Here is a 24469-nt window from a genome sequence, read left to right on the forward strand (position 1 = left end):
CATTCGTTTCATTGCTGCGACGGGCCCAGTATTGGCGGACGAAACGGGCGTTTCTATCCGCTTTCTTCGGCCGGTATCCGCGAATTCCGGAAACCTGCTGCACCGGCCGCCGCGCGTGGGCAGGCGCGCGGCCGACTGCGGGTATGTGCGGATGCGGAATGCCGGTACAGTTTTCTACGATGCGCGAACGGTCCGCTTCTTGCATCGTTTGCGCGGGACTGGCGCGTGCCGGCGGCCGGACTGTCCGGATACGGCGGGCGCTATCCGGATCGTGCGGCGCATGCCCCGATCGCGGGAATGCATGCACGGCGCGCGTGCAATCGAGCATGACGGGAGATCATCGATGGCGCAATTTTCCGAAACGGGCTGGCTGGCCGACGCCGCCTGTTTCAATCACGACAACCTGCTGCTGCAGTCGAACGACGTCGACGAGGTGCGCGCGCGCGTTGCCGACGTGTTCAAGCCGCACCGGCTCACGCCGACCGGCGCGTCGCGCGCGCTGCAAAGCTGCATGCATCATGCGCGCTGGGGCAACCTGTCGTTGAACCTGCTCGATTATGGCGGCGGGGTCGGCATCGAGCCCGGGCCGCTGGAGCATTTCTTCCTGTTGCAGATTCCGCTGCGCGGCGATGCGGAGATCGAGTGCGGGTCCGCGCGTTTCGTGTCGTCGCCGGGCACCGCATCGCTGCTCTCGCCGACGCTGCCGCTGAAGATGCGCTGGGGCGACGCATGCCCGCAAGTGATCGTGCGCATCGAGCGCGAAGTGATGGAGCGCCACGCGCAACGGCATTTCGGCGACGACCGGCGCGCACCGGTCGAATTCGAGCCGGAATTCAGCCTGTCGTCGCCGCAGGGGACGTGTCTCGCGCAGATGCTGCCGATCCTCGCCGGCGCGATCGTGACGGATGCGCATCCGCTGCGTCACCCGCTCGCGTTCGAGCAACTCGAATCGACGCTGCTCAACCTGCTGCTGCACGGCCACCCGAACAGCGCGCGCAACGGCGCGCGGCACCTGCCGGTGGCGCTCGCGCCGTTCTACGTGCGGCGCGTGGAGGACTACATCCGCGCGCATCTCGACGAGCCGCTGACGATCGAACGGCTCGCCGAACTGGCCGGCGTCAGCCCGAGCACGCTGTTCGCCGGCTTTCGTCATCGCCACGGGATCACGCCGATGGGCTTCGTGCGTCAGTTGCGGCTGCAACGTGTGCGCGAGGAACTGCTGGCCGATGCGACGCCAGCGCGCGCGTCGGTGACGGACATCGCGTTGAAATGGGGCTTCGCGCACCTCGGGCGGTTCGCGATCGAGTACAAGCGGGCGTTCGGAGAGTCGCCGTCGGCGACGCTCAGGATGCGGCGCATGCGCGGTTGACGCAGGCGTTCGCGCCGTTGCCCGCCGGCGGGCTGCACCGCTGCCGTTTGTACCGCACACGCTAGATTGGGGAACCGGACCAGGTTGCGTTGGCGTGTTCATGCGCCGAGTATTCGCGCCTGTGGCGGCGCGGCGAGACGCGCCGGATTACGGCGTGCGTCACACAGACACAGGCGCGTCGTTCCGCGTGATGCCCGGTTGTGCTCCACCGACAGTGGACGGGCGCAAAGACCGACCGGTCGCACCGATGCCGATGCGTACGCGATCGCGGCACCCGCGTCGCATTACGACCGGTCTCGATTGCGCGCCCGCGTCGCCCCGGTAATGACCGCGATGCCCAACAGGATGACCGCCACGATCTCGATCACGTGTTGCGAGACGTGCAGCGTCATCAATCCCCATGCGACGCCGCCGATGAAAATGATCCATCCGACCAGGTAGATAAGCAGGGTCATCGCCTTTCTCCTTTGTAGTGTTGGCCCGCGCGCGGGCGGCTGGGCGAGCAAAAGTTACCGCGCTCGCGGCGACCTGGCGGCCCCGGTTCGGGCGGGCGTGCGAGCCATGCCCCGGGCGCGACGCGGGGCACGATCGTCGAGCATGTTGCGTGCCCGGCCTCGGCTGTTTTGCGCGTCGGGACGACGCGCAAGCTGTGTGCCCGCTACGCGGGACGGGGCGAGCCGGCATGACCGTCGCGTCGAATCCGTCGGCCGTCGCCGCACCGCGTCCCTCGAGGTTTGTTTTTTTAAACACCGCGCCACGTGCGCCCGGTATCATCGCTGCGCTCGCGAACGACGCCATGGATCACTGCATGCCGGCTCGCGCGCAACCCGCATCGCCGGGATGACAACACAGGGCAGGGCGGACGCCGACGATGCGTCACGCCGCGGTCGGGCCGAATCGGCCACCAGCACGACGGAGCAACGAACGATGGTAACGGGGACGGGTGCGGCGCGACGCGCGAAGGCGATCGCCGCAGGAGGCGCGTTGTACGTCGCGGCAACGGGCGGCGCGCACGCGCAGGCAGCAGGTGCGGCAGCGGCCGTGCTGCCGGCCATCGACGTGACGGTCAACGCCGACGGCGCGTCGAGCGGGCTCGTCGGGCTGCGCACGCGGGCCGGCACGAAGACCGACACGCCGGTCGCCGACATCCCGCAAACGGTCAATCTCGTGACCGCGCAGCAGATCGAGATGACCGGCGCGACCGATCTGAACCAGATACTGCGCTACGTGCCGGGATTCGCGACGTTCGGCGCCGACAGCCGCACCGACTGGTATGCGGCGCTGCGCGGCTTTACGCCCACGCTGTACGTCGACGGCGTGGCGGCGCCGAATACGGCTGTCATCGCGAACTGGCGCGTCGACCCGTATACGATCGACTCGATCGCGGTGCTGCGCGGGCCGACGTCGGTGCTGTACGGCGCGGGAGAGCCCGGCGCGATCGTCGACGCGCACACGAAGCTCGCCGACGGCGAGCGCGTGCGCGAAGCGGGCGTGCAGCTCGGCAACGACGCGCGCAAGCAGTTCATGGTCGATGTCGGCGATGCGCTCGACCCGGACGGCCGCTACGCGTATCGCTTCGTCGGCGTGGCGCGCGACGGCAATGCGGTGACCGGCCCGAACGGCGACCGGCGCGTCGCGCTGGCGCCGTCGTTCCGCTGGCGGCCGAACGCCGACACGTCGCTGACGCTCTCGGCGAGGTTCCTGCAGGACAGCGGCGATATTTCGTCGAACTTCCTGCCCGCGTCGGGCACGGTGTTGCCGAACCCGAACGGCCGCGTGTCGCAGGACGTCTACATGGGCGCTCCCGGGTTCAACGATTACCGCAAGAAGCAGTGGTCGCTCGGCTACGCGCTGGACCACCGCGTGAACGCGATCTGGTCGCTACATCAGGACGTGCGCTGGTCGCACCTGTCGCTCGACGACGCGACCGTGTTCGGCAACGGCCTCGCGCCGCGCAGCACCACCGACATGATGCGTGTCGCGGGGCTGTTCCAGCTCAACTACAGCCGGCTCGACGTCGACAACCGCGCGCAGGCGCGCTTCGGCACGGGGCCGCTCGAACATACGCTGCTGCTCGGCGTGCAATACGACCGGCAGACCACGACCAACAGCGTATGGCTCGCGCTGGCGCCGTCGCTCAACCTGTATCACCCGGTCTACCGGCCCGTCACGGCCGCGATTTTCTCCGGCCCGACGTCGCTCGGCCGCGTCGACCAGTACACCGCGATGAACACGATCGGCGTGTACGCGCAGGACCAGATTCGCTGGAAACGCTGGACGCTGACGCTCGGCGGCCGCGAGGATTTCGTGAATGCGGGGTTCGACGACCGGACGGCCGGCACGCACGCGCAGCAGGACGTCAGTGCGTTCTCGGGGCGCGTCGGGCTCACTTATCAGGGAGACGCCGGGCTGTCGCCGTACGTGAGCCATTCGACGTCGTTCGATCCCGTCGTCGGCGTGAGGATGTGGGGCGGCGGCGTGCCGAAGCCGACGCGCGGCACGCAGACGGAAGCCGGGCTGCGCTGGCAGCCGCCCGGCCGCAACCTGATGCTGAGCGCGGCCGTCTATCAGATCGACCAGACCAACGTCGTGACACCGGCGCCGGTGAACCTCGATCCGACCGGCACGACGTCCGTGCAGACTGGCAAGGTGCGCTCGCGCGGGATCGAGCTGAGCGCGGTGGGCAAGATCACGCGCGAGCTGTCGGTCGTCGCGTCGTATATGCATCAGGACGTGAAGAACGTGCGGGCGAACGACGCGTCGCTGAACCACTGGCCGGTGGCCGTGCCGCTGCCGCGGCAGATGGCGTCGATGTGGGCCGACTGGACCTGGCGCGCGGGCATGCTGTCGGGCCTCGGGGTCGGCGGCGGCGTGCGCTACCAGAGCGCGGCGGCCGGCGCGCCCGACAATTCGCTGACCGTGCCGAGCGTGACGCTGGTCGATCTGGCGCTGCACTACGAGATGCCGCACTGGCGATTCGCGCTGAACGTCGCGAACCTGTTCGACCGGCGCTATGTCAGCGGCTGCACGTCGTATGCCGTCTGCGTGTTCGGTAACGAGCGGACCGTGCTGGCCAGCGCAAAATACAACTGGTGAGCGCGCATGCGCGGCACGCGTCCTAAGCGTCGCGCTGCGGCTCGCGGTGCGCGGCGCGTTCGCCGGCGTGGCGCTGGCGCCGCCATTCGGTCGGCGTGACGCCGAAACGTTCGCGAAAAGCGGTCGCGAAGTTCGCAGGCGTGGAGAAGCCGATTTCCTTCGCGATGCTGGCGATGCTGAGCGACGTCGAATCCAGCAGATCCTGCGCGATCCGCAACCGTTCGTGGCGCAGATATTCGAACACCGTCTGGCCGAGATTGTCGCGAAACGCGCGCGACAGCCGCTTTTCATGCGTGCCGACCGCGCGCGCCAGCTGCTCCATCGTCGGCGGATCGTTCAGCGTGCGCGCCAGGTGGCGGATGGCCGCGCGCACGATGATGTCGTCGTCCTTGCCGACCACGAGCGGGCCTTGTGCGTCGGCGGGCCGATCGCGCCCGGCCCGCGCGAGCTGCACGCGAATCCGTGCGAGCACTTCGGCCGGCTCGAACGGCTTCACCACATAGTCGACGCAGCCGATTTCGAATCCTTCGAGACGTTCGTGCAACGCGCCGGCCACGGTCAGGAAGATGACCGGAATCGTGCTCGTCAGCGGGTCGGCGGCCAGCAGCCGGCACGCGGTGAAACCGTCCATGCGCGGCATGCGGACATCCATCAGGATCAGGTCGGGCATCAGCGCCTGCGCGCGCTGGCACGCCTGCAGCCCGTCGGACGCAATGCTGATCCGGCAGCCCGTGCCGCGCAGGATGTCGATCAGCAAGCGAAGCTGGTCGGCCTGATCGTCGACGATCAGGAGATGGACGTCGCCCAATGCGGAGGTCGATGGATGATGCATCGTGCACCTGTTCTGGAATGGCTGCTGGCTGCGTGCCTGCGGGTGGCCGGCCCGGTTCGGAATAATCGGCGAAAGCCGCGCCGGGGCGACGCACACGCGCATCGATATCCGGATTCGCCAAACGCCGCGGCAGACGACCGGTTAGCGTAATGGCCGGCATCGCTTGTTCTGATCACTGATCCGGTAAAGACGCACAACGTTGCGGCGTCGCGCGTCGGAAAGCGCGCGGCTGACGTATATCGATGCGAGCCGAATTGTAGGGGGATATTTCGATTCCCGCCAGACACATGGACTCTATTCACATCATTCCGCTTTTGTGATTGTTCAGCATGTCTCGCGATTTGTGTTTGCCGCGCGGGACGCCAATTCCTGTCACATTCCGCCATTTACATGCGTGCCCCGGCGTGCAATTGCGCAGGCCGCCGGCTTTTTCGGTGGAATTTTTTGTCGATATTTATTCTCCATCCGCTTCAGCAAAGTATTTGTCCGTCAGGCAAAACATCCGGATTGATTCCGGTAACGAGAAAACGTTTGCGAGATGCGTTAATTTAATGCAACTCATTGAATATATTTGATTTTACAATCTATAAAGAATGTCGCCTTCAATAATTTTAGATCGTGTCTCATAATTCGTCGGACTTTGAATGCGGGGTTGCACCGAGCAGTGCAGGGCAATACGGAGCGTGACGGACGTTGTGCGAATCGGTTCAGATGCATCAATTGATGCGTGATCGACGAGCGCGCCGGCCGTGTGCAAGCGAAACTCCGATTGCCGTGGATGAAATAAAAGAAACGGGGTTGGTCGCGGTCTGCGCGACATCCAATCGGGAATGTCCATAACGACGGGTTGAATCTCCGGATTCATCCGAGGGGCGAGTTCGCCCATATAAAACAATATGCATTCCTAATGTGTTGACTGAATGAACGGAACGGACCGTCACACGCACGGCAGGCCCGGGCTTTCGGCCGCGCCGTCGCGACGGGCGGGCGATGCGTGTCGCCTGCGACACGCCCGGCCGGGTGCCGGAGCCGGGTTTCGCAATGAAGCCGTAATCGCAATCGCAACTGAAGTCTTCAATAAAAAAGTCGTTCGTATTCAAACCAAACGCTACAAAACGGAGCAGAAGACCATGAAGAGGAAGCAGATTTCGGCGCTGGCCGCCGCGATGTTCACGGGGGCAGGGGTCCTGATCGCGGGCGCCGCGCATGCGGACAATTTCGTCGACCGCGGCAACCCGGACAACGCGCTGAGCGGGCAGTGCATCGACGGGACGAACCCGCTGTGCGTCGCGACCCGGAACGGCAGTTACGCGGCGGTCAGCACGACGAACGTGACGATGGGGACGAACGCCAAAGCCGGCGCCAGCGGCATCGCGATCGGCGACCAGTCGAATGCGGGCAGCAAGAGCGGCACCAGCAGCGGCGGCTCGATCGCCGTCGGCGTCGGCGCGCAGGCGCTCGCGAACTCGGCCACGGCGATCGGCACGGTAGCCGTCGCGCAAGGCAATACGTCGCTCGCCGTCGGTCGCCAGTCGGCCGCGGTCGGTGATTTCTCGATGGCGATCGGCAACGTCGCGGATGCGCACGGCACGAGCTCGATCGCGCTCGGTCACTCGGCACTCGCCAGCGGCGATCGTTCGGTCGCGATCGGCGGCGCGAACCCGACGTCGAGCGACGGCGTATCGAACGGCGCCGCGTACGACGCGGCCACGCAGACGCGCGCCGGCGGCACGCAATCGGTGGCGATCGGCGCAGGCGCGCAGACGAACGACAACAACCAGGTGGCGATCGGCTCGGGCAGCGTCGGCGCGAACAATGGCGGCACGCCGGTATTCGGCGGCACGGCCGCGCCGGTGGGCGGCGCGGTGTCGTTCGGCGCGATCGGCAAGGAGCGCCAGCTCAAGAACGTCGCGGCGGGCGCGGCCGATACGGACGCCGTCAACGTCCAGCAGCTGAAGAACGTGAACGGCGCGCTCAGCACGAGCATCGCCACGGTCGACGCGCGCGTGACGTCGGTCGGCAATTCGCTGTCGACCTCGATCTCGAACGTCGACCAGCGCGTGACCAGCGTGGGCAACAGCCTCAGCACCAGTATCGTGACCGCGACGAAGAACGTCGTGAAATACACCGACGATTCGCATGCGGCGATCGCGCTCGACGGCAGCAACGGCACGACGATCAACGGCGTCGCGGCCGGCGTGGCGGACACCGACGCGGTCAACGTCGGCCAGCTGAAGGGCAGCGTTGCGCCGCTGCAATCATCGATCTCGACGGCGGCGTCGAACATCGCGAACCTGCAGACCAGCGTGACCGGCATCAACACGTCGCTGAGCACGGCGACCACCAACATCAGCAACCTGCAGGCAGCCGACGCGCGCAACGTGAAGTACGACGGCCAGAGCGGATTCGACTCGGTGACGTTCGCGGGCACGAACGGCACGACGCTGCACAACGTCGCAGCCGGTGTCGCGAACACCGACGCGGTGAACGTCGGGCAACTGAACGGGGGCCTGTCGTCGCTGAGCACGAGCGTGACGGACAACATCAACACGACGCTCGGAAACCTGAGCACGTCGATCAACAACCAGATCGGCAACGCGACGAAGAACGCCGTGCAGTACGACGATGATGCGCACAGCGGCGTGACGCTTGGCGGCAAGGACGCACAATCGCCGGTCGGCCTGCACAACGTGGCGGACGGCGTTGCCGCGAGCGATGCAGTGAACGTCGGCCAGCTCGGCAAGGCCACCGACACGTTGAACCAGTCGATCACGAACGTCGGCAACAGCGTGACGACGCTCGGCAACCAGGTGACGACGAACACGGGCAACATCGCGGCGCTCCAGCAGGACGCGCTGCTGTGGAACGGCACCCTCGGTGCGTACGATGCGAGCCACGGCGGCAACGGCCCGCAACGCATCGGCAACGTCGCGGCCGGCAAGAACGGCACCGACGCGGTCAACGTCGACCAGCTGAACGCGGCGGTTCAGAACGGCACGAGCCAGCTCGATGCGCTCGCCGTGAAGTACGACGATGCGAACAAGAAGCAGGTGTCGCTCGGCGCGGGCAACGGCGGGAGCCCCGTGCATCTGACCAACGTCGCGGAAGGCAGCGTCGCGGCCGGCAGCACGGATGCGGTCAACGGCGCGCAACTGCGCCGCGCAATCGACGGCACGGCGGCCGCACTGGGCGGCGGCGCGACGGCGAATCCGGACGGCTCGATCAATGCGCCGGCCTATAAAGTCGGCGGCGGTTCGTTCAACAACGTCGGGGACGCGCTCACGAACCTCGACGGCCGCGTCGGCAGCAACACGGCGACGCTCGAGAACCACGAAACGCGCATCGGCAATGCCGAAACGAACATCGCCGGCAACACGGCCGCGATCGCCGGGCTGAAGCAGGACGCGCTGCAGTTCGACACGACGCTCGGCGCATACAACGCGGCGCGCGGCGGTGCGTCGACGAAGCTGACCAACGTGGCCGACGGCAACGTCGCCGCGGGCAGCACGGATGCAGTGAACGGCGGCCAGCTGTCGGGCGTGAAATCGTCGCTCGAACAGCAGATCACGCAGGTGTCGAATCAGGCCGGCGAGGCCGTGAAGAACGTCGTCAAGTACGACGTCGACGCGAACGGCAACCGACTGAATTCGGTGTCGCTGATCGGCGGCGACACGAACGCGGCCGTCGTGCTGAAGAACGTCGCCGCGGGCACCGACGATACGGATGCGGTCAACGTGAAGCAGTTGAAGGGCGTGCAGTCGAGCCTCAACCAGCTCGGCGCGCTCGCGGTGCAGTACGACGACGGCTCGAAGAGCACGATCACGCTCGGCGGCGCCGGCGGCACGCGCATCACGAACGTGCAGGCCGGTGCGCTAAGCGCGACCAGCACGGACGCGGTGAACGGCTCGCAGCTCTACGCGACCAACCAGCAGGTCGCGAAGAACACGACCGACATCACGAACCTGCAGGGGAATGTGACCGACATCGCGAACGGCAAGACCGGCCTCGTGCAGCAGCAGGACCCGAACGCTGCGATCACGGTCGGGAAGGACTCGGGAGGCACCAGCGTGAACTTCTCCGGCACGGCGGGCGACCGCGTGCTGACCGGTGTAGCGGCGGGCGTGAAGGACAACGACGCAGTCAACATGGGGCAGTTCAACTCGGCGCTGAAGAACGTCGCGGCGAACGACCAGATCCGCGCGGCGGCGACCGATGCGAACACGACGTGGATCGCGCGCGCCGATGCGGGCGCCATCGGGTCGACGGCCACCGCGACCGGCAAGAATGCGGTGGCGGTCGGCCAGGGCTCCGTCGCCGATCGCGACAATTCGTTCTCGGTCGGCGCGAAGGGTAGCGAACGCCAGGTCACGAACGTCGCGGCCGGCACCGCACCGACCGACGCGGTGAACGTGCAGCAACTGAACGACAACCTGTCGGCCGCGACGAATCAGGCGAACGGCTACACCGACCAGCGCATCGGCCAGGTGTACAACTCGTTCAACGACCTGAAGAAAGACATGTACGGCGGCGTGGCATCGGCAATGGCGGTGGCCGGCCTGCCGCAGCCGACGGGAGCGGGCCGCTCGATGGTCTCGGCGGCGACGTCGAACTTTCACGGCCAGCAGGGTTTCGCGGCCGGGTACTCGTACGTGACGGAAAGCAACCGCTGGGTCGTCAAGGCGTCGGTCACGGGCAACACGCGTTCGGACTTCGGTGCGGTGGTGGGGGCCGGCTACCAGTTCTGACGTCGTTCGCGCAGCATCGATCGACCGGTGGTGCCTGGCAGCGGTAGTGCGCCCGGCACCGGCCGGAGATCCGTGGCCCGGGGTGTGTCCGTCGACCCCGGGCCTTCGCATTGGGTGCGTCGCGAAGATCGACGCGGCTCCGTCGAGCGCGGTGCGCAGTCGGTGCCGCGCGTCGGACGGTCGGGTCTTGCATCGCCTGTTTCGCCGTGTCGTCGTCGTGCTCGCCATTCCATACCGAATGCGAGTTGCGCAATCCGCGGCGATCACATTTGCGCCGCGGGCCGCCGTGTCGCACGGGTTCGCGCGCCGTCGAATCGTGCGTCCAATGCGAGTTGTCGAATGCGAGCCCCGGCTCGTATTCTGCATGCGTCCGGCGGTACGGCGCGGGGCCGCCGCCGATCAACCCATGACAGAGACGCGCAATGACTGCCAACACGCAAACCATGAAACTCAATCACCTGAGCTTTCCGTCGGCCGACACGCTGGCGACGGCCCGATTCTTCGAGCGGTATCTCGGCTTCACGATCGCCGGAAACTGGGACCAATCCTGGATTCTCAAACGTGCAGGCTTCGACGTGGTGATCGATCACGCCGGCGACGAAGTGCCCGCATGGCCGACGAATTTCCACGTCGGGTTCGAACTGCCGAGCCTCGATGCCGTTCGCGCGTTGTTCGAGCGCTTCAAGGGCGACGGCGTCGAGATGGTCACGAATGTCTTCAACAACGGGCGCGGTTCGCGTTTCTTCTGCCGCGCGCCGGGCGGCGTGATGTTCGAGCTGAACACGCGCGCGGATGCCGCGCCGGAATATCGCGGCACGTTCGACGACTGACCCGATACCCGTCGCGACGCATTCAGCCGCCGGCGCGGGTCAGCATGTCGATGACCGCGCGGGTGCGTGACGGGTGGGTGATTTCGATCCAGTGCAGATGCGCGTATTTCGGGTCGTCGCGCAGGCTCGCGAATTTGACGCGATTCTTCGCGAACGTGGTGAACGACCAAAGCAGCACGGACTCACGGGAGAATGCCATGCGCAGCGACTCGCGGTTTCCGTGCGAGAGCTCGGTGCGCATCAGCCCGCGGCTCAACGTGCGCCAGAGCACCCGGGAGAACACCGTTCGACGTCCGAAGTTGAGCCAGATCACGTGCGTGGCGCTCGACCAGAGCACGTCGCGCACGACGCTGTAGTTGCCGTCGGCGACCCACCGGTCGCCGGCCGTCGCGGCTCGCACCGCGCGCTCGAACTGTTCCGGCGGCACCGCAGTCCAGTCGGGGCCCCAGTAGAGCCGATCCAGTTCGATGTACGGGCAGCCGGCGGCTGCCGCCAGTGCGCTGGAAAAAGTGGATTTTCCCGCGCCGCTGGTTCCAACGACGACGAAGCGCATGGGGCTGCCCGCGGTTGAATGACGAAGCCGCGTATTGTGCCTGATGCATCGATGCCGCGCAGCGTTTTCGGTCCAACATTCCGACTGCGGTAGCGGCGTTGCATGCAGGTGCCGGACGATGCGTCGCACGCGTCGAATGAAAGATTCGTAGAAAGCGTTTTCTCGCGCGTCGGGCGCCATGCTTTTACTACGAAGTCAAAGGTTCCGTCATTTAAATCCCGAAGGGATGCGGTATTGAAAAGCTGCGTTGAGTCGCGCGGAACGGCAACAATCAAAATCAATATTTAATAACGCAAGTAGTATCCGGCGCTTCGCCGCCGCATTACGTCGTCCGCCCCGATGAAACCGCGCCACGCGTTGAGAGCCAAGCCGCGCGGGGTTCTCCGTACACATTTCACCGCTGCAATAGTGTCGATACCGTCGTCGCGACCGACGAGATCATTGCAAATTCCTCACCAAATCATGACTCGATTCACATCGGCGACAGTTAAAATTAATCTGTCAGAAAATATCTTGTAATAATTGAATTGACCTTCTAGCATCCCTCTGCTGTTCGTGACATGTGTTGGATAAACGTCTTTCCTCCTTGATGCATTCCTCGCACATCACCCATTCATAATCCGGGGGATTACATGAAGAAACTGTCTCGTCTGCTGTACATCACCGCGATTACCGTCGCGAGTCTCAGTGCTTTTGCGCAGGCCGGCGACCCGTCGGCCACGGTCGACAAGGCGCTGCAACTGATCCAGCAGAACCCGTCCGCCTTCAGTCTCGCCGGAGACGGCGCAGCACGCACGCTGAAATTCGCAGGGCCGCTGGCGAGTGCGCCGACGGACAGCGATCAGTTCCAGGTACGCGACGTGATCGTCGATCCCGACGGCACCGAGCACGTGCGTTTCGATCGCTTCCACGCGGGCCTGCTCGTGATCGGCGGCGACGTCGTCGTCCATTCGAGCAACGGGCAGTTGAAGCAGGCGAGCGTGACCCAGCTTGCGCCGATCCGTCTCGCCGGCACGATCGGCAAGGTCGGCAACCGGTCCGTGGTGCGCAATGCGCCCGACATCGGCGCCGACAGGGTCCGGCGTATCGCGGCCGCGCGTTTCGGCTCGGACGTGCGCCGTGTCGATGACGCGGAACTCGTCGTGTTCGCGCGCGACGTCACGCCGACGCTGGCCTACGCGGTGCGCGTCTACGGCAAGGCGACCGACACGCACGGCGAAGCGGTGCTGTACTACGTCGACGCGCGCACCGGCACCGTGCTCGACGCGCAGGACCTGATCAAGACCGCCGCGGCGACGGGCACCGGCCGCTCGCTGTACTACGGCAACCTGACGCTCACCACGGACCAGACGGGCACGAATGCATACCGGATGCTCGATCCGAGCCGCGGCTCCGGCTCGGTCTACGACGGCCGCGGCCTGACCTCGGACGACGTCGAACGGGCGACCGACCTGCCGATCTTCACGAGCAGCACGAACGTGTGGGGCAACAATACGACCACCGACCGCCAGACCGTCGCCGCGGACATCGATTATGGTCTCGCGCTTACTTGGGACTACTACAAGACTACGCACGGGCGCAACGGCATCTTCAACGACGGCCGCGGCGTGAAGAGCTATGCGCACGTCGTATTCGATACCGGCAGCGGCACGACCGGCGCGAATGCGGCCTGGCTGTCGTCGCGCGTGATGGTGTACGGCGACGGCCAGCCCGGCACCAGTCTGCCGAAACCGGTCGTTTCGGTCGACGTCGCCGGACACGAGATGAGCCACGGCGTGACCGAGGCCACCGCGAACCTGGACTATTCGGGCGACGCGGGCGGCCTGAACGAGTCGACGTCCGACATTTTCGGCACGCTCGTGAAGTATTACGCCAACAACCCGAACGATCCCGGCAACTACGTGATCGGCGCGCGCGTGGTGAGCGGCGGCCTGCGCAAGATGTACAAGCAGGATCTCGACGGCCGGTCGTTCAGCTGTTACCCGTCCGGCGGCTTCTCGTGGTCGAATCCGCGCCATGATCCGCATTTCACGTCGGGCGTCGGCAACCGCCTGTTCTACCTGCTGGCCGAAGGCCCGACGGTGCCGTCGACCGATACGGGGCTCACGAAAGCGCAACTGGTCTGCAACGGCGACACGACCTTCAGCGGCCTGGGCCGCGAGAAGGCCGGCAAGATCTGGTACCGGACGCTGACCGTGTATCTGAACGCCAACTCCAGCTATCCGAACGCACGTCGCGCATCGATCCAGGCGGCGAAGGACCTTTACGGCGCGAACTCGACGGAAAGCGCTACCGTCGCGCGTGCATGGAGTGCGGTCGGGGTGAACTGACCGCGTCTGTGCCGGTAGGTTGAACGCCTGAAGCGCGTGTGGCGCCGCGCCTGCATCGGAGCAATGCGGGGGCCACGCGACACACGCGGGCGAACGGCGGACGGAGGGGGATCGACGGCCTGCGATTGCAGGGCGTCGATCTTTGCACATTTGGCTTTCGTCGCATCTGCCGTCTGTCCGGCTGAGATCGTCACGATTGGCCATCCGTTGCGACACGCGCCGAGCGCGTTCTCGGGCTAGCCGTGTCAGCCGGATGAGCGCGGGCGACGCGGCTGCCTGCCGCGATAGCAGCGGCCGTGATGGCGTCTGCCGCCACATCGAGATACGGAATGGTTGTACCGGCCGCCTACCGCAACCTGACGCGCGTGTCGTTCCGGCATTGCTCTCGAAAAAATATCTTCCGTGCAATCGTTTGCGCGCAGCCGCCCGGCGTTCAGTTTGTTCATCCGCTGCCGATATCTCGAAGGCGCTCCCGAACGACGCGGCATCGCCCCTGCCTCCGCGCTGCGTTCAGGACCGCCATCAACCCATGCGACGGAAAGGGAAGTAAGGCTTTGGTGACAGTTTTCGGGTGCATCGTTCATCGGCACAATCACTGGCTGGTGCTGCTTGCGGCGCTGTTGTGCGGGACCGGCTCGTGGGTCACCGCACGCCTGTTCCAGCGCACGGCGAGCACCGCCGGCACGCAGCGGCTCGGCTGGCTCGTGCTGACGGCCATCTCGGCCGGCGTCGCGATCTGGTGCACGCACTTCGTCGCGATGCTCGGCTTCGACGCCGGCGCGCCGGTGCACTTCGACCTGCCGCTCACGCTCGTGTCGCTGCTGATCGCGGTCGGCGGCAGCACGATCGGCTTCGCGCTCACGACCCGCCGCACCGTCAGGGCCGCGCCCGCGCTTGGCGGCGCGATCGTCGGCATCGCGATCGTGCTGATGCACTACACCGGCATGCTCGCGTGGCGGGTTGAAGGTTTCGTGTCGTGGGACCCCGGCTACCTGATCGCGTCGGTGCTCCTGTCGCTCACCCTCGCGGCGCTCGCGCTGCACCTCGCACTGCGGCCGTCGCCGCACGCCGTCAACCAGATGGCCGGCGTGCTGTCGCTCGCGATCCTCGCGCTGCATTTCACAGGGATGTCCGCACTGCGCATCACGCCGCTGACGCTCGACGGCGCGTGGGACGACATGAACACGCTGCGTCCGCTTGCGCTGGCGGTGGCGGGCACCTCGCTCGTGATCGTCTGCACCGGGCTCGTGAGCTACCTGATCGACAGCAACGTGCGGGCCGAATCGCTCGAACACCTGCGCCGGCTGGCGCTGAGCGACATGCTGACCGGCCTGCCGAACCGGGCCGGCTTCAACGAGCGGCTGGACCTCGAAATCGAGCTTGCGCACGCGCAGGGCACCAAGCTCGCACTGATCGGCATCGACCTGAACCGCTTCAAGGAAATCAACGACCTGCGCGGCCACCATGCCGGCGACGAGGTGTTGCGCATCCTCGCGCGGCGCATGGCGAACCTGCTGTGCGACGGCGAATTCGTGGCCCGCGTCGGCGGCGACGAATTCGCGGCGCTCTGCCGGATGGACGACGACACGCGCGTGGTGGCGCTGCTCGAGCGGCTCGAGCCGGCGCTCTACAAGCCGGTGCGGCTGGACGACTACGAGGTCGTGCCGGGTGCGAGCTTCGGCGTCGCGATCTACCCGGACGACGCCGCCACCAAGGCCGCCCTCATCAACAACGCGGACCTCGCGATGTACCGCGCCAAGGGCAGCATCGCGCAGTCGATCTGCTTCTACGAGCCGGCGATGGACCTGATCGTCCGCGCGCGCCGCAGCCTTGCGGCCGACCTGCGGCGTGCGGTGGCCGACAACCAGTTGAGCATCCACTACCAGGTGCAGACGTCGCTCGCGACCGGCGAGATTCGCGGCTACGAGGCGCTCCTGCGCTGGCAGCACGCGACGCTCGGCCCGATTTCGCCCGCCGAGTTCATTCCGCTCGCCGAGGAGAACGGCATGATCCTGGACATCGGCGAATGGGTGCTGCGCGAGGCATGCGCGCGGGCGGCCGCGTGGGAGCCGCCTTATGCGGTCGCGGTAAACGTGTCGGCCGTGCAGTTCATGCACGCGGACCTGACGACGCTCGTGGCGGACGTGCTGGAAACCACCCACCTGCCGGCGTCGCGACTGCAGCTGGAGCTGACCGAATCGACGATCTTCGCCGGGCGCGAGCGCGCGCTGGACACGCTGCGGCAGATCAAGGCGCTGGGCGTGAGCATCGCGCTCGACGATTTCGGCACCGGCTATTCGTCGCTCGACACGCTGCGCTCGTTCCCGTTCGACCGGATCAAGCTCGACCAGTCGTTCGTCGCTGATGCGCAAGCCCGGCCGCAAGATCGCGCGATCATCCGCGCGGTGCTCGCGCTCGGCAAGAGCCTGGGCATTCCGATCCTCGCCGAAGGCATCGAGACACGCGCCCAACTCGCGCTGCTGGCCGACGAGGGCTGCGACGAAGCGCAGGGCTTCCTGCTCGGCCGGCCCGCCCCCTTGAGCGAGATCGTCGGCAGCGGGCAGATCGCGCTGACCGGGGGCAACCGCGCCGGCGCGCCGGCCGCCGCGTCCGGAACGATCGCCGCAGCCGTCGAGACCGTCGACGCCGACGCGGAACCGGACCCGCGCGGCTAGCCGCCGACGCCGGCCACGGCAACCCGAACGCGGGTTGCAGCATGCACGCTCACATGAAAGCCCATTACGCACGGATCGCAAGACTGGCGCGCATTGCCGCGCCGGCCCGCAACCCGGCGCTGCTCGCGGCGCAATTCCGGGTATTCGCCGGGCAGCTCCCGGTGATGTATCTGATCCTCATCTCGAGCACCTGGAGCCTCGCCGTCACGCACCTGGGCAGCACGCCGTGGTGGCTGTCGGTCGCGATGCCGGCCGCGATGATGCTCACGGTCACGAACTGGCTGGTGATCCCGATCGCGGCGACGTTCACCACGTGGGCGCTGCTGCTGTTTCCGTACGGCGACGCGTGGCAAAAGGCGCAGGTCGCGTTCTTCCTGTCGACGCACGAGCCGACGCTCGTCGCCACCGCGATCAACATGGCCTGCAGCAGCGCCGCCTGCTCGCCGATCCGGCGAACCTGCCGCATTGCGCCCGCGTCCGGCTAGGGCCCGAAGTGCTCGACATCCAGGTCTCGGGCGTGCGCGATGCGGAAGGGGGCTACATCGGCCCGATGCTGTCGTGGTCGATCGTCACGCAGCAGGCCGAGGCGGAAGCGCGCATCCAGCAGCTCCCGCATCACGATTCGCTCACCGGCCTGCCGAACCGCGCGACCTTTCTGGCCGAACTCAACGCGAGCCTGCGCCGCCCGGACACGACGCTCGCCATCTACGTGAGCAAGCTGCGCACGAGCCTGGGGCTGAGGCCGAAGAACGGGCTCGCGATCACGACCGTCTACAACTATGGGTATCGACTCGAGCGTACGTGAGCGTCGTGGCACCGTGACGCCGCTCGTCAAGTTGACGGTGTCACGGAACTCGAACGGTTCCCTGGAGTCCATGAAGGATTGCTTGCTGGCGTGCCGGCGCCACCGCGCTGCACGGCGATAGGGTGGCGAAGGATTCGCGTCGCCCGCCGCGTCATCGCAGCGACATCTTTCTCGCGTACATCTATGTCCATGGCACTTCGCCAGTCTGCGGGGTGTCGAATTTTCAAGGAATACCGACCATGGCGGCAAAACGTCTTCGCATCAACATGATTACCCGTCGCCAGTCGACGTTCGATGGCCGACATCTCGACAACGAAGCAGTCCGCCGTTTCGATGCACACGTGCAGGACGCGGTTCCCGCGCACCTGAAAGGCACGCAGGGCGCCGAGGCGGAGTGGCTGCCGCGCGTGAAGGTCAGCCAGCGGTAATCTGCTTGCTCGATCTCGCCGCCCGGCCGTTCGCACTGTGTCGATCGACATGAAACGCGACCGCCGGAGGGCGGGCGCATGACGGCGCGATGAGTGCGTCTTTTCGCCGGTCAATGATTTGCCGCCGGCCGGTTCTGCTGAGGGAACCTTTACGACGGGTGCCAAACCGCTTACGCGCGGGTGCGCCGTCAGTATTTGACGGCACCGTTCCATTTGTGCGAACGCTCGCGCCCGTCATTCCACCGCATGTACAGGCTTCAAGCCTGTGTTCACCACCACCGCCAGTTCCCGATACACGCGCTCGACGCGTTAATGATTGTTTCGCCTGCCTTCCCGGCGAAGCATCACGTACACGCGGGGCGCACCGTACCGACGTGTCGACACCGTCGATCACGATCTCGTCCAAGGCGACGCGCATCCGTGCGATGGCCTCGTCACGTGTACGGCCGTGAGCGAGCAGCTTCGCTATCGGCGAATCGTAGGCAATGGGCTGGATCGGCAGGCCCGGCTCGGCGTCAGCCGGTCTGGATGTCAATGAACTGCTCGCGCGCCCGGTCGTCTCGATGAGCCGTGGATCGCAGCCCTATCTCGTACGCCGGGACGTCTTTAAGCGGGCGGACGTGCCGATGGGTACCCGTGCCGTTCTCGCAGGGTTGAACATTGCAGTCGAAGCATCCGGGCAGGTCACTGGCACGCAGATGGTTCAGAGGCGGCGGGTCGCCTGCTTTTTCAACGAAGCAACGACTTCGTCGACCATCGGGTGGTAGCGGTTCGAGTTCCATACCAGTGCCGCCGTCACCACCATCACCCTTTCTTTCAAGGGTCTCACGACGACGTTTCCGGGTACCAGCTTGCGCATTGACGACGGCACCAGGGCAACACCCTGTCCGCAACCGACGTAGGCCACCTGCGACGTAATCGATCGGACCTCATGCATGACACGCGGTGCCAACCCGTGAGATCGGCAAACGGACATCAGCAAGTCGAAATAGTCCGGGGCGACCTGTCGCGAGGAAACGACCATTTGCTCACCCGCCAAGGATCGCAATCGTACTCTCGGCAAGGACGCAAGCGCGTGATCTTTGGGAAGCGCGACGGCCAGGCGATCTTCGGCAAGCGGCATCGTCAGGATGCCGTTTCCGATTTCCTTGTCGACGCGCACGAATGCGAGGTCAAGCTCTCCCGCTTCGAGTGCGGGAATTGCGTCGACGCTGTCAATTTCCTTCACGAAGACCGTCAGGTCCGGATACGCGCGCTTGAGCTCGTCCAGCAGCGGCGGGACGGTTTCGAGCATCGCGGAAGTAATGGCTCCCACGTGCAGGACACCGGACCGTCCTGATGCGACCTCACGGACGACGCGCTCCAGCCGTTCGACCTGACTCGTGAATTGTCGTACGGCAGGCAGGATCGCGGCGCCAGCGGGGCTGAGCTGCGTGCCCTGGCGGGAGCGATAAAAAAGCTGAAGCCCTAGCGATTGCTCGAGAATCTTTATCTGGGCCGTCAATGGCGGCTGAGATACGTTCAAGCGTTTCGCCGCTCGTCCGAAGTGCTGTTCTTCGGCGACGGCCAGGAACATCCACAGCTGGCGAATTAGCCTGAAGTCGATCGTATTGCTCATGCGGGTATCTCCGTCCTCGATGTTCGGCGATAGACCAGATGTGCCGAAGGCGGATATTTTCCGCCTGCGTGGCCCCAAAGCACTGTTTTTCGCTGATCCGAAAATGGTATCAGGCAGATACGAAATTAGAAATTTACAGATCAACGCGGCAACGCGACGATTGTGACACCTGTCAACGAACGCTACCGCGATGAACTTCACCTCCATCCTCGATCGCCTTGCCGCGCTCGACACCAACACCGTTTCCGATGCGCTCGATTTTCTCGATCTCCCGGGGGCGACTTACGGCCTTCGCCCGCTGTGGGACTGCCCGAAGATCGTCGGTCGCGCGAGTACGATTCAGCTCGTCCCGAAAGTGGATGCCGGGCCTACCGTGCATTTGATCTCGCCTGTCATCGACGCGGTGACCACGACCGACCGAGTGTTGGTGATCGCCGGCGGTGCCGACGGAATTTCCTGCTGGGGCGACATCCTGGCCAATGCCGCCACGGCGAAACAAATCCGCGGGTCGGTGATCGACGGCCTGAGCCGCGACATCGAGGGCAGCGAGTCGATCGGCTACCCGGTCTACGGCCGTGGCGTGACGATGATCAGCGCGCGCAATCGCGTGATCCAGGTCGACTCGGGCAAAGCAGTCCAGATGGCGGGCGTCACCGTGCTCGACGGGGACTACGTCATTGCCGACCGCTGCGGCACGGTGTTTGTACCGGCAGCGCGTATCGACGAGGTGCTGGATTTCGGCGAGCGCATTGCGCGTCGGCAGGATGGGATGGTCGCCGCCGTGCGCGCAGGCCGCTCCGTTGCCGAGGTCATGCACGACAAGGAATTCGAGGCCATCGCGGCCCGCTGATTCGACACCATTCGGGGAGCGTTTTCATATGAAAAATCCGAACAGGGCGAGCGCGGAAGATCGGGAATGGGTGTCGTTGTTCGCCGGGCTGGACACCCCCGGTATCTCCGACGCCATGGACAAATTGGGCTTGCACGGGCAGTCGCTGGGCATCATGCCGCTGGCGAACTATACGAAGGTCGTCGTAGGGCCGGCATTCACCGTCAAGTACGTGCCGGCCAGCAATCCGCCCGGCACCGTGGGGGACTTCATTGATGACGTCGCTGAAGGCGACGTAGTCGTGATCGACAACGACGGTCGCACCGATTGCACGGTCTGGGGCGACATCATGACCCAGTACGCCGGGCTGCGCGAGATCGCCGGCACCGTGATCGACGGTGTCTGCCGCGACGTGAACAAGGCGCTGGCCGACAACTATCCGCTATTCACGGCTGGTCGCTTCATGCGGACAGGCAAGGACCGCGTGCAGGTCGAATCGGTGAATACCACGGTGGGGATTGGAACCGTGCGCGTTGCAGCGCGGGACATCGTGGTGGCAGACGCGAACGGCGTCGTCGTCGTGCCGCGCGGCCGCGCCCGCGAAGTAGCCGAAATCGCCCGCAAGATCGAGGAAGTCGAGCTGCGCATCCGCGAGCAGATCGCGGAAGGCAAGTCTCTCGGTGACGCGCGCGCCGCACTGGGCTATCACACACTTCAAACCAAGGACTGAGTCATGACCCACGCTCGTTCGTACGACCCGCTTCTGCTGGCGCAAGCGTGCACGCTTGGTACATCGACGCTGCACGAAGCGTCCGGTCTCGCCACTAGCTCGGTCGATCCCGCGATTCGCACGGTATGGCGGGGGGCCTCGATTGCCGGGCCTGCGTATCCGCTCGAATGTTCCCCCGGCGACAACCTGTCTATCCACATCGCGATGGAACAGGTGCCGACGGGGAGCGTGCTCGTCGTGTCGACCGGCGGTTTCGTGTCGGGCTACTGGGGCGAAGTGCTGACCGTGGCGGCCGAAGCTGCCGGCGTCGTCGGCCTGGTCATCGACGGAGGCGTGCGTGACATCGCGGCCCTGATCAATCGGCGGTTTCCCGTGTTTACCCGCGGCATCTGCATGCGCGGCACGATCAAGGCCAGCGCACCGTCGGTCGGGCAGCCGATCAGCTTTGCCGGCACGCCGGTGGCGCCCGGGGATCTGGTCGTTGCCGACGACGACGGTGTCCTCGTCATTCCGGCGGCGCACGTCGAGGGGACGCTCGCTCAGGGGCAGATCCGTGCCGACAAGGAAGCGAAGATGATGAATGCGTTGCGTGAAGGCCGCAGCACGCTGGAACTGATGGGGCTCACCAGCTGGAGGGCGGCGCAATGACCGTATCGGCAGACGTTCTGAATCGCTTCCTGGCCGAAGCCCGTCCGTCGGCCACCTATATGGTGATGGATCGGGTGGCCGCGCGGCGCGCCAGCGGTGCGGCGGCGATTTCGCTGAGCGCCGGCGAGCCGGATTTCGATACTCCGGAACACATTCGCGAAGCCGGCATCGCCGCGATCCGGGCGGGCCATACGCGCTACACGCAGGTGGCGGGGTTGCGCGCGCTGCGCGAGGCCATCGCCGCGAAGTTTCAGCGCGAGAACGGCCTGAATGTCGAATGGCGCGACACGCTCGTGTGCAATGGTGGCAAGCAAGTGATCTTCAATGCATTGGCAGCCACGCTTAACGAGGGCGACGAGGTGGTGGTGCCGGCGCCGTATTGGGTCAGCTACCCTGAAATCGTGCAACTCTGCGGCGCGAAGTCAGTGATCGTTCCATGCGGGGCGGAAAGCGGTTTCAAGCTTACGGCCGACGCGCTGCAAGCGGCGATCACGCAGCGTACGCGCTGGCTGATTCTGAATTCGCCGTCGAACCCGACAGGCGCGGTCAACAGCCGTGCGGAACTGCTGGCATTGGCGGAGGTGTTGCTCGCGCACCCGGGGGTGCTGGTGCTCTCCGATGACATCTACGAGCATTTGATTTTCGACGGCATCGAGTTTTGTACGCTCGCCCAGGTCGAACCGCGTCTACGCGATCGCGTGCTGACGATGAACGGCGTATCCAAAGCCTATGCGATGACGGGCTGGCGCATCGGCTTCGGCACCGGTCCCGGCTGGTTGATCGAAGCGATGGAGAAGCTGCAAGGGCAGCAGACGTCGGGTGCATCGACCATATCGCAGCATGCCGCTGTCGCGGCATTGACGGGGCCGCAAGACTTCATCCAGCGCTCGCGCATCGCATTCCAGCGCCGGCGTGATCTGGTCATTGAACGGCTCGCCGAAGCGCCGGGCCTGCATTGCGCGGTACCGCAGGGCGCGTTCTACGTATTTGCGTCATGTGAAGACCTGATCGGCAAGACGACGCGTGCGGGCGTACGGCTCGACAGCGACGAGACAGTGGTCAATGCGTTGCTCGACGACGCTGGTGTCGCCACGGTGCATGGCAGCGCGTTCGGGCTCGGGCCTTACATTCGCATCGCATATGCGCTTGACGACAAGTCCCTGGCGCGCGCTTGCGCTGCCATTCGGGATTTCTGCGCGACGCTGGCGGATTGAACGTAGTCGCAGTGCGCGGGCCCGGTTACCTTCAGTGACTCGAGGCCGCGCCGCGGCGATATTGGTGCAAGGTGATTGAGATGACTCGTGAATTTACCCGGTCGCAGTTTCGGTTCAACGTCGACGGCACGGTGCTGGACGTTTCGGCCATTCATCGCGACGGAAAAAAAGCACCGATCGTGTTCCTGCACGGCTTCGGTTCCACGAAAGAGGACTATGCCGACATCGTGCGTCATGCCGCATTTGACGGGCATCCGTTCATTGCATACGACGCACCGGGGTGCGGCGAGACCCGTTGTGCCGATCTGTCGCAGATCAATATCCCGTTTCTGGTGAAAACTGCGCGGGCTGTCCTGGGCCATATCGGTTTCGATCGGTTTCATCTAATCGGGCATTCGATGGGCGGGCTGACCTCGTTGATGCTCGCGCACCAGCAACCGGAGCGTGTTCTGAGCTTTGTCGATATCGAAGGAAACATTGCCCCGGAAGATTGCTTTCTCAGCCGACAGATCGTCGACCATGCACGGGACGACGCGCAACGGTTCTTCGACGACTTTATCGAACGGACGCTGCACTCGCCCGCCTATGCGAGCGCGCTTTACTCGGCGAGTCTGCGTCACAAGGTTCGCGCCGAAGCCGTCGGCGGGATCTTTCGGTCGATGGTCGATCTGTCGGATAACGGTGACCTTATGGCGAAGTTCCTCGGTCTGCCGATGCCTCGGATGTTTATGTACGGCGAGCAGAATGCATCGCTTTCCTATCTGAAGCGCATACAAGAGAACGGCGTTGAACTGGCCGAAATCCCGGATTGCGGACATTTTCCGATGTATTCGAATCCGGTGTCGATGTGGGAGGCGATTGCAGCATTTCAAAACCGATCAAGCTGAAACAACAGCTGTTCGCGGTGTTTCGGGATGTGATCGAGGCAGCCACGGCACACGGTGCGGCAGATGTGCGCCGGGAATATCCGTCATTGCACCGCGCAATGGCATGCTGCGACGGCTATCGTGCCGACGAAGCTGGTGTCGATCTGCCGTAGAACCGTTCGCAGAATGCCGAACTCGCGCCGAGCCGGCGGGACAGATCGGCAGCCGCATCCAGCTGCAGGCGATCCAGCTCACCCGTTTCGTGGGCCGAACTCAGACGCGATGCGGGTCCCGAAAGAGTGAGGGCTGCCATGAACTTGTCGCCGACACCGAAGACAGGCGTTGCGAACGCCGCCGTATGGACATCGCGCGCGCCGGCGGTGAACATCGGCAGTGCAGGCGGCTCGTCATAGATCGGCTCGTCGAGTCCCCAGTAACGGATCACCTGGCTGATGGCCGTGTCGTCGAGCGGCAGTATCGTCCCCGCGAGCCGCGTTTCACGTAGCCCTTCGGACGGCTCGGCCCGAAACAGGCAAAGCCGCTGACCGTTGTCGTGCACGTAGTACGATGCGCTTTCCTTCGTCAGCGCGGCCAGCGCATGCAGCGCCGGTTCCACCACCGTCGACAGATGGAAGGACTGCTCGTACAGCTTGCCGAGGTACAGCACGCGATGTCCGAGCGAATAGTTGCCGGACTGCGCGCGCACGGCATAGCCCATTCGCTCCAGCGAGTTCATCAGCCGATAGACCGTCGTCTTGTGCATGCCGGATGCCTGCGACAGCATCGCGAGCGACTGCGATTCGGCGCCGGGCTTGAAGCAGTCCAGCAGCGAAAGCGCCTTTTCCACAGCAACCACGCCGTCATTTCCCATTCTTTCTCTCCCGTCGACACTCTCAGGGAA

The 24469-nt window shown here is 65.2% G+C and carries 19 protein-coding genes and 1 pseudogene; 14 read left to right on the forward strand and 6 right to left on the reverse strand.

The window, feature by feature from the left end; all coding sequences use genetic code 11:
- The first annotated feature begins 343 nt into the window (after positions 1–343).
- Complete coding sequence (locus HWX08_RS07560) at positions 344–1369, forward strand: AraC family transcriptional regulator (protein WP_174919854.1); 1026 nt, start codon at positions 344–346, stop codon at positions 1367–1369.
- A gap of 284 nt (positions 1370–1653) precedes the next feature.
- On the opposite strand, the gene HWX08_RS07565 is transcribed toward HWX08_RS07560, so the two are convergent.
- Positions 1654–1824: a hypothetical protein gene (locus HWX08_RS07565; RefSeq protein ID WP_167375386.1), complete on the reverse strand. Its 171-nt coding sequence runs from the start codon at positions 1822–1824 to the stop codon at positions 1654–1656.
- A 472-nt stretch (positions 1825–2296) separates the two neighbouring features.
- On the opposite strand from HWX08_RS07565, the gene HWX08_RS07570 reads away from it, so the two are divergent.
- Positions 2297–4465 carry a TonB-dependent siderophore receptor gene (locus tag HWX08_RS07570; protein WP_174919855.1) on the forward strand — a complete coding sequence of 723 codons (2169 nt, stop codon included), beginning with the start codon at positions 2297–2299 and terminating at the stop codon, positions 4463–4465.
- A gap of 22 nt (positions 4466–4487) precedes the next feature.
- Here the strand turns inward: HWX08_RS07570 and HWX08_RS07575 are convergent, their stop codons facing one another.
- Positions 4488–5297, reverse strand: coding sequence for a response regulator transcription factor (locus tag HWX08_RS07575; protein ID WP_174919857.1), 810 nt, complete (start codon positions 5295–5297; stop codon positions 4488–4490).
- Between the two features lie 1130 nt (positions 5298–6427).
- Between HWX08_RS07575 and HWX08_RS07580 the strand changes: the two genes are divergently transcribed.
- Both HWX08_RS07580 and HWX08_RS07585 read left to right on the forward strand, forming a co-directional pair.
- Entirely contained in the window at positions 6428–10042 is a 3615-nt protein-coding gene (locus HWX08_RS07580; protein ID WP_174919859.1) for a YadA family autotransporter adhesin, read from the forward strand.
- Positions 10043–10464: 422 nt separating this feature from the next.
- On the forward strand, positions 10465–10872 hold the full coding sequence (locus HWX08_RS07585; RefSeq protein ID WP_174919861.1) for a VOC family protein: 408 nt from the start codon (positions 10465–10467) through the stop codon (positions 10870–10872).
- 22 nt (positions 10873–10894) lie between these two features.
- On the opposite strand, the gene HWX08_RS07590 is transcribed toward HWX08_RS07585, so the two are convergent.
- Positions 10895–11425: a P-loop NTPase family protein gene (locus HWX08_RS07590; protein WP_174919863.1), complete on the reverse strand. Its 531-nt coding sequence runs from the start codon at positions 11423–11425 to the stop codon at positions 10895–10897.
- 632 nt (positions 11426–12057) lie between these two features.
- Here HWX08_RS07590 and HWX08_RS07595 point away from each other — a divergent pair.
- From HWX08_RS07595 to HWX08_RS34290, 5 genes are all read left to right on the forward strand, one after another.
- Complete coding sequence (locus HWX08_RS07595; protein WP_174919865.1) at positions 12058–13755, forward strand: M4 family metallopeptidase; 1698 nt, start codon at positions 12058–12060, stop codon at positions 13753–13755.
- Positions 13756–14312: 557 nt separating this feature from the next.
- Entirely contained in the window at positions 14313–16430 is a 2118-nt protein-coding gene (locus HWX08_RS07600) for a putative bifunctional diguanylate cyclase/phosphodiesterase (protein ID WP_244122717.1), read from the forward strand.
- Between the two features lie 53 nt (positions 16431–16483).
- The gene (locus HWX08_RS07605) at positions 16484–16915 is read left to right on the forward strand and encodes a hypothetical protein (protein WP_244122712.1); all 432 of its coding nucleotides are present in this window, start codon (positions 16484–16486) and stop codon (positions 16913–16915) included.
- Between the two features lie 8 nt (positions 16916–16923).
- Complete coding sequence (locus HWX08_RS34285) at positions 16924–17235, forward strand: hypothetical protein (RefSeq protein ID WP_244122711.1); 312 nt, start codon at positions 16924–16926, stop codon at positions 17233–17235.
- Positions 17236–17357: 122 nt separating this feature from the next.
- The gene (locus HWX08_RS34290; RefSeq protein WP_244122710.1) at positions 17358–17663 is read left to right on the forward strand and encodes a hypothetical protein; all 306 of its coding nucleotides are present in this window, start codon (positions 17358–17360) and stop codon (positions 17661–17663) included.
- Between the two features lie 409 nt (positions 17664–18072).
- On the opposite strand, the pseudogene HWX08_RS34750 reads toward HWX08_RS34290, so the two are convergent.
- Positions 18073–18198 (reverse strand): annotated as a pseudogene (locus HWX08_RS34750) (hypothetical protein); the annotation flags it as partial.
- A gap of 168 nt (positions 18199–18366) precedes the next feature.
- A complete protein-coding gene (locus tag HWX08_RS07625; protein ID WP_069258537.1) occupies positions 18367–19281 on the reverse strand; it encodes a LysR substrate-binding domain-containing protein in 915 nt (304 codons plus the stop codon).
- 190 nt (positions 19282–19471) lie between these two features.
- Here HWX08_RS07625 and HWX08_RS07630 point away from each other — a divergent pair, with 190 nt between their 5' ends.
- The 5 genes from HWX08_RS07630 to HWX08_RS07650 all read left to right on the forward strand — a co-directional run bounded on the left by HWX08_RS07630 (position 19472) and on the right by HWX08_RS07650 (position 23589).
- On the forward strand, positions 19472–20131 hold the full coding sequence (locus HWX08_RS07630) for an RraA family protein (RefSeq protein ID WP_174919869.1): 660 nt from the start codon (positions 19472–19474) through the stop codon (positions 20129–20131).
- Positions 20132–20159: 28 nt separating this feature from the next.
- The gene (locus tag HWX08_RS07635; RefSeq protein WP_174919871.1) at positions 20160–20840 is read left to right on the forward strand and encodes an RraA family protein; all 681 of its coding nucleotides are present in this window, start codon (positions 20160–20162) and stop codon (positions 20838–20840) included.
- Positions 20841–20843: 3 nt separating this feature from the next.
- On the forward strand, positions 20844–21488 hold the full coding sequence (locus tag HWX08_RS07640) for an RraA family protein (RefSeq protein ID WP_174919873.1): 645 nt from the start codon (positions 20844–20846) through the stop codon (positions 21486–21488).
- On the forward strand, positions 21485–22702 hold the full coding sequence (locus tag HWX08_RS07645) for a pyridoxal phosphate-dependent aminotransferase (RefSeq protein ID WP_174919875.1): 1218 nt from the start codon (positions 21485–21487) through the stop codon (positions 22700–22702). The genes HWX08_RS07640 and HWX08_RS07645 overlap by 4 nt, the downstream gene beginning before the upstream one ends.
- A gap of 80 nt (positions 22703–22782) precedes the next feature.
- The gene (locus tag HWX08_RS07650; protein ID WP_174919878.1) at positions 22783–23589 is read left to right on the forward strand and encodes an alpha/beta fold hydrolase; all 807 of its coding nucleotides are present in this window, start codon (positions 22783–22785) and stop codon (positions 23587–23589) included.
- A gap of 115 nt (positions 23590–23704) precedes the next feature.
- On the opposite strand, the gene HWX08_RS07655 is transcribed toward HWX08_RS07650, so the two are convergent.
- Complete coding sequence (locus HWX08_RS07655) at positions 23705–24439, reverse strand: IclR family transcriptional regulator (protein ID WP_174920029.1); 735 nt, start codon at positions 24437–24439, stop codon at positions 23705–23707.
- Positions 24440–24469: the final 30 nt, after the last annotated feature.

This window comes from Burkholderia metallica, from assembly GCF_902832845.1.
In the GTDB taxonomy this organism is placed as follows: domain Bacteria; phylum Pseudomonadota; class Gammaproteobacteria; order Burkholderiales; family Burkholderiaceae; genus Burkholderia; species Burkholderia metallica.

What these genes read in the sequence shown, in the direction of transcription:
- HWX08_RS07575 (WP_174919857.1), bottom strand. Translation starts at nt 5,297, where the DNA reads ATGCATCATCCATCGACCTCCGCATTGGGCGACGTCCATCTCCTGATC.
- HWX08_RS07625 (WP_069258537.1), bottom strand. Translation starts at nt 19,281, where the DNA reads ATGAGCAATACGATCGACTTCAGGCTAATTCGCCAGCTGTGGATGTTC.
- HWX08_RS07590 (WP_174919863.1), bottom strand. Translation starts at nt 11,425, where the DNA reads ATGCGCTTCGTCGTCGTTGGAACCAGCGGCGCGGGAAAATCCACTTTT.
- HWX08_RS07605 (WP_244122712.1), top strand. Translation starts at nt 16,484, where the DNA reads ATGAAAGCCCATTACGCACGGATCGCAAGACTGGCGCGCATTGCCGCG.
- HWX08_RS07640 (WP_174919873.1), top strand. Translation starts at nt 20,844, where the DNA reads ATGACCCACGCTCGTTCGTACGACCCGCTTCTGCTGGCGCAAGCGTGC.
- HWX08_RS07655 (WP_174920029.1), bottom strand. Translation starts at nt 24,439, where the DNA reads ATGGGAAATGACGGCGTGGTTGCTGTGGAAAAGGCGCTTTCGCTGCTG.
- HWX08_RS07635 (WP_174919871.1), top strand. Translation starts at nt 20,160, where the DNA reads ATGAAAAATCCGAACAGGGCGAGCGCGGAAGATCGGGAATGGGTGTCG.
- HWX08_RS07570 (WP_174919855.1), top strand. Translation starts at nt 2,297, where the DNA reads ATGGTAACGGGGACGGGTGCGGCGCGACGCGCGAAGGCGATCGCCGCA.
- HWX08_RS07585 (WP_174919861.1), top strand. Translation starts at nt 10,465, where the DNA reads ATGACTGCCAACACGCAAACCATGAAACTCAATCACCTGAGCTTTCCG.
- HWX08_RS07580 (WP_174919859.1), top strand. Translation starts at nt 6,428, where the DNA reads ATGAAGAGGAAGCAGATTTCGGCGCTGGCCGCCGCGATGTTCACGGGG.
- HWX08_RS07560 (WP_174919854.1), top strand. Translation starts at nt 344, where the DNA reads ATGGCGCAATTTTCCGAAACGGGCTGGCTGGCCGACGCCGCCTGTTTC.
- HWX08_RS07650 (WP_174919878.1), top strand. Translation starts at nt 22,783, where the DNA reads ATGACTCGTGAATTTACCCGGTCGCAGTTTCGGTTCAACGTCGACGGC.
- HWX08_RS07565 (WP_167375386.1), bottom strand. Translation starts at nt 1,824, where the DNA reads ATGACCCTGCTTATCTACCTGGTCGGATGGATCATTTTCATCGGCGGC.
- HWX08_RS07595 (WP_174919865.1), top strand. Translation starts at nt 12,058, where the DNA reads ATGAAGAAACTGTCTCGTCTGCTGTACATCACCGCGATTACCGTCGCG.
- HWX08_RS07630 (WP_174919869.1), top strand. Translation starts at nt 19,472, where the DNA reads ATGAACTTCACCTCCATCCTCGATCGCCTTGCCGCGCTCGACACCAAC.
- HWX08_RS07645 (WP_174919875.1), top strand. Translation starts at nt 21,485, where the DNA reads ATGACCGTATCGGCAGACGTTCTGAATCGCTTCCTGGCCGAAGCCCGT.